At 43.8% G+C, this 4,133-nt stretch carries 4 protein-coding genes; 1 reads left to right on the top strand and 3 read right to left on the bottom strand.

All coding sequences use genetic code 11. The features are described 5' to 3' along the window. Positions 1 to 350: 350 nt before the first annotated feature. Positions 351 to 779: an HIT domain-containing protein gene (locus AB4209_RS14430; protein WP_017061937.1), complete on the top strand. Its 429-nt coding sequence runs from the start codon at positions 351 to 353 to the stop codon at positions 777 to 779. A gap of 132 nt (positions 780 to 911) precedes the next feature. On the opposite strand, the gene AB4209_RS14425 is transcribed toward AB4209_RS14430, so the two are convergent. The 3 genes from AB4209_RS14425 to AB4209_RS14415 are packed head-to-tail and all read right to left on the bottom strand — an operon-like array spanning position 912 to position 3,634. Further along, complete coding sequence (locus AB4209_RS14425) at positions 912 to 1,142, bottom strand: FeoC-like transcriptional regulator (RefSeq protein WP_017061938.1); 231 nt, start codon at positions 1,140 to 1,142, stop codon at positions 912 to 914. After that, positions 1,139 to 3,412: a Fe(2+) transporter permease subunit FeoB gene (gene feoB / locus AB4209_RS14420; RefSeq protein WP_372056274.1), complete on the bottom strand. Its 2,274-nt coding sequence runs from the start codon at positions 3,410 to 3,412 to the stop codon at positions 1,139 to 1,141. The genes AB4209_RS14425 and feoB overlap by 4 nt, the downstream gene beginning before the upstream one ends. Next, positions 3,413 to 3,634: a FeoA family protein gene (locus tag AB4209_RS14415; protein ID WP_004734203.1), complete on the bottom strand. Its 222-nt coding sequence runs from the start codon at positions 3,632 to 3,634 to the stop codon at positions 3,413 to 3,415. Positions 3,635 to 4,133: the final 499 nt, after the last annotated feature.

Here is a 4,133-nt window from a genome sequence, read left to right as displayed (position 1 = left end):
CGAGATTCGAGATTCGAGAAAATTAGAAAGGTTGACGTGAAAGCGTCAACCTTTTTTTTGTCTGGAGGTTTGTTTACTCGATTATTTAAGCGATTAGCTAACCTACACAGCAAGAGATCTCCTATTACGCTCATTCGTCGCTCTAGGAGATGACGAGAATAGGTGTAGTGAATCCAAGACAACATCAATGATGCGCCATCAAACCACACCAAATCGTTATCCCTCTTCTCACCATCATTCCCTACAGTGAGGGACGAACGTGATAGGGAATCTGCTTATTGAGAACGTAAGCCCTAGCCACATTCAAACTCCGACCTTATACTCATGTAAAACAATTAATTGGAAAGATCATGAGCTTCGAACTTCACCCGCAACTTGCGAAAGACACCACACTTATCGGCGAATTTCCACTGAGCTTAGCCCTGCTACACAAAGATAACGCAGTGCCTTGGGTTATCTTGGTACCAAAACGTGCCAACCTAAAAGAGTTGCACCACTTACCAATGAAAGAGCAACAGCAGTTCCTACATGAATCTCAGGCGGTAAGCCAAGCATTAGAAGCAACGTTCCAACCAGACAAATTGAACCTTGGTGCGCTGGGTAATATGGTGCCACAACTGCACATCCACCATATTGCACGCTTCAAAGACGACATTGCTTGGCCCGGCCCAGTATGGGGTAATACAAAAGGCGAACAGCGCAGTGAAGAAGATCAAGCCGCTATCCTGACTCGTATCCAAAACGTTCTGTCACTGAGCTCTATCTTCAAGAAAGCATAATTCGAGTTCATCTCATTGAGCTTTAAAGCAAAACACTTCAGAAAAGACACATAACAAAAAGCCGCTCATCTTAGATAAGCGGCTTTGTCATTTTCTAATCTCGCCTTTTTCAACGAGAGTCTGAAGACCGAACTACATCATCACGTTAAGCGACAAACCATCTTGTTTGCTGATGGTGTAGCGAATACGCGTTGTATGACCATGCTTATTCGTATCGACCAAGCGAGAAACTTTCCCTTTCTTGACCCAAACACTCAGCATCGCATCGACGCCATCTTCACTCATGCCAAACTTTGCAGCGAGCTCTTTACGAGCCGCAACGCCGTGGCTATCAATGTATTGATGAAGTTCAGTTAAAATCATACTACTTGCACCTCTAGTGCTTTCTGCTTACTGCCCACTTTCTTGAAGACGCGATACGTCACCACAAAACCACCAGCAATCGCCACCATCCATACTGCACTTGTCACAGGATGCGCAGCAAAGTTTGCCGCTTGGTAGTAGAAAGTCGCACCAAAGTAACCAAGAGCCATCGTCCAAACCGCGATGAAGCGTGCAAACGTCTGACCAAATTCACGAACATAAGCACCCATCGCGGCCACACAAGGCGTGTAAAGCAGGATAAGAATCAAGTAAGCGAATGCCGCATGACCAGATACAAACTTGTCTTTCAAGTTACCAAAGATAGAGGTATCGACTTCTTGGTCAGCTGCTACAGAATTAGAGTCAGACAAGTCGCCAACTTCAATACCTAATGGATCTGAGTAGCTCAATCCGGCTAGGTTTTCAGGGATCGTCATTACCGCTTCTTGCAGGCTTGCTGCTAAGTCAAACTCAGCTGCTTCTTCATCAGAAGGCGTTGTATATAGGCTATTTAATGTACCAACAACGGCTTCTTTAGCGAAAATACCTGTGATGATACCAACCGTTGCAGGCCAGTTCTCTTCAGTAATACCAATTGGTTGGAATACAGGTGTTACAACTTGAGCTGCTCTAGACAGTACTGAGTTTTCGCTATCTTCGTTACCAAAGCTGCCGTCCATACCTAGAGAGTTTAGGAAGCTAAGAATAGCCACAACCATCACGATTGTTTTACCTGCACCAAGTACGAAACGCTTCAGCTTCTGCCAAGTTTTCAACATTACGTTTTGCACTGTCGGCAATTCGTAATCTGGCATTTCCATCACTAAGCTATCACTGCTACCTGGGTAGATCGTGTTTTTCAGGAACAAACCCGTAAATACAGAAGCAACGATACCCATGATGTACAGAGCGAATACTACGTTTTGTCCTGCACCTGGGAAGAACGCCGCCGCGAACAGTACGTATACTGGTAAACGAGCACCACATGACATAAACGGCGCCATTGATGCTGCTAGTTTACGTTCGCGCTCTTGGTCAAGAGTACGAGTTGCCATGATTGAAGGCACGTTACAACCAAAGCCCAGTACAAGTGGGACAAATGCTTTACCCGGTAAACCAATCTTCTGCATCACTTTATCAAGTACAAATGCAGCACGAGCCATGTAGCCTGAGCTTTCTAGTACCGCTAAGAATAGGTAAAGCGCTGCGATAACAGGAATAAAGGTCGCAACCGTTTGGATACCGCCGCCAATACCATCAGCAAGTACAGTGACTAACCAAACTGGTAAATGGCCATCTAATAAGTGGTGTCCACCATCAACTAATATTGCTCCAACACCAATATCGAAGAAGTCGATAAACGCACTACCGATATTGATAGAGAACATGAACATTAGGTACATGATAACGAAGAAGAAAGGAATACCGACCCATTTGTTCAAAATGAATTGGTCTGCTTTCTCTGTAAAGTTACGGCTTAGTTTGCCTTCGCTGCGACGAACACGTTTACAAAGGTCATGTAAGAAAGTGTATTTAGCGTCAGCAACAGCAAGGTCAATATCGAAATCGGCACCAAGACGCACGCTATCAATTTGAGTGCGAGTTTGTGGGGCTAAACCATTCAATACCAAGTAATCATTTTCTAAAGCACGAATCGCTAGCGCTCGGTGAGATACGTCAGCATCATCAAATTGTGACTCAACAGAAGGGATAAGAGCTTCTAACGCGGCATCGTAATCAATAGAGATAGGGTCAAGGCTCACACCTTGAACAAGCAGTTTATGCAGGCGCTCTTTAAAGCGAACCACTTGACCTTTATCGTTTGCAGACAAGCTTAGAACTGGGCAACCTAGCTCTTTCTCTAGTGCTTTAAGGTTAATCACCTGACGTTCGCGCTTTAATACATCCATTTTGTTCAACACAACGATCATTGGGCGACCCAACTCACGCAGCTGTAATGTCATATATAAGCTTCGTTCTAGACAGCTAGCGTCGACAACATTGATGATCACATCTGCTGGGTGAGTTAAAACAGCGCGAGACGCGATAGACTCATCGATGCTGTTCGCATCATTACCACTGTCTAGTGCGTAGATACCCGGTAAATCCGTTAGTTGAAACTGATCACCAGCGTGCGAGTATAAACCCGTCTTCTTTTCAACAGTGACACCAACCCAGTTACCAACGTGCTGCTTAGCACCAGTCAGTGCGTTGAACAGTGTTGTTTTACCACTATTCGGGTTACCAACGGTAAGAACTTGATAATCCATTTAGATAACCTCGATTTGTTCTGCAATGCTTTCACGAATGGCGATAGAAACACCTCTCACTTCAACTTGAAGCGGATCACCCATAGGTGCACGGCGGATAAGCGTCACCTCGGTTTTTGGCAACATACCCATGACCATAAGTTTCTTCCTTACGTCTGGTGTTAAACCTGTTAGTGCAACAATAGAAGCCGCCTTTCCTTGCTCTAATTGTGAGAGTTTCATAAGTACCCAATTCGTGACTGATAATGAGAAAGATTGTTATTAACGCCATGATACACATACATGCCCACAATTCTATTGTGTGAAATCAATGTTTTCGAAAATACATACTCGTAAATTTCGTTAAAAACGTTTACGTCAAAAACGTTACTTTCAACAACTAGCAAGAACTACCTCACTAGTACAAATCCTCCCAGACAACAACAAACCATTAATTATCAATTAGTTAAAATAATGTCGGTTTTCTCATAGGTATCTGTCGTTAATTTTATAAGTAAAATAAGTGGCTGGACGTATAGTTACTCCATCGAAGAGAAACTACTTCTCTTTAATTTTATTCCAGAGGTGATATGGCTTTGCTATATCACTCCGGCAGCAAGCGAAGGTGTCATTGGCACCCGTGGTATAGTCCCCCCGGCTATGCCACGATATTTTTTTTCTTCCCTTTGTTTTATCCCAACAACCTTTTTAAACTCCCCATTTATCTCGTATCTCGTATCTC

Source organism: Vibrio sp. 10N.286.48.C11 (genome assembly GCF_041469805.1).
In the GTDB taxonomy this organism is placed as follows: domain Bacteria; phylum Pseudomonadota; class Gammaproteobacteria; order Enterobacterales; family Vibrionaceae; genus Vibrio; species Vibrio crassostreae_C.
This window is presented reverse-complemented; position numbering and strand designations above follow the sequence as displayed.

Excerpts from the sequence above, each read along its gene's own strand:
- feoB (WP_372056274.1), bottom strand. The coding sequence starts at position 3,412 with ATGGATTATCAAGTTCTTACCGTTGGTAACCCGAATAGTGGTAAAACA.
- AB4209_RS14425 (WP_017061938.1), bottom strand. The coding sequence starts at position 1,142 with ATGATTTTAACTGAACTTCATCAATACATTGATAGCCACGGCGTTGCG.
- AB4209_RS14415 (WP_004734203.1), bottom strand. The coding sequence starts at position 3,634 with ATGAAACTCTCACAATTAGAGCAAGGAAAGGCGGCTTCTATTGTTGCA.
- AB4209_RS14430 (WP_017061937.1), top strand. The coding sequence starts at position 351 with ATGAGCTTCGAACTTCACCCGCAACTTGCGAAAGACACCACACTTATC.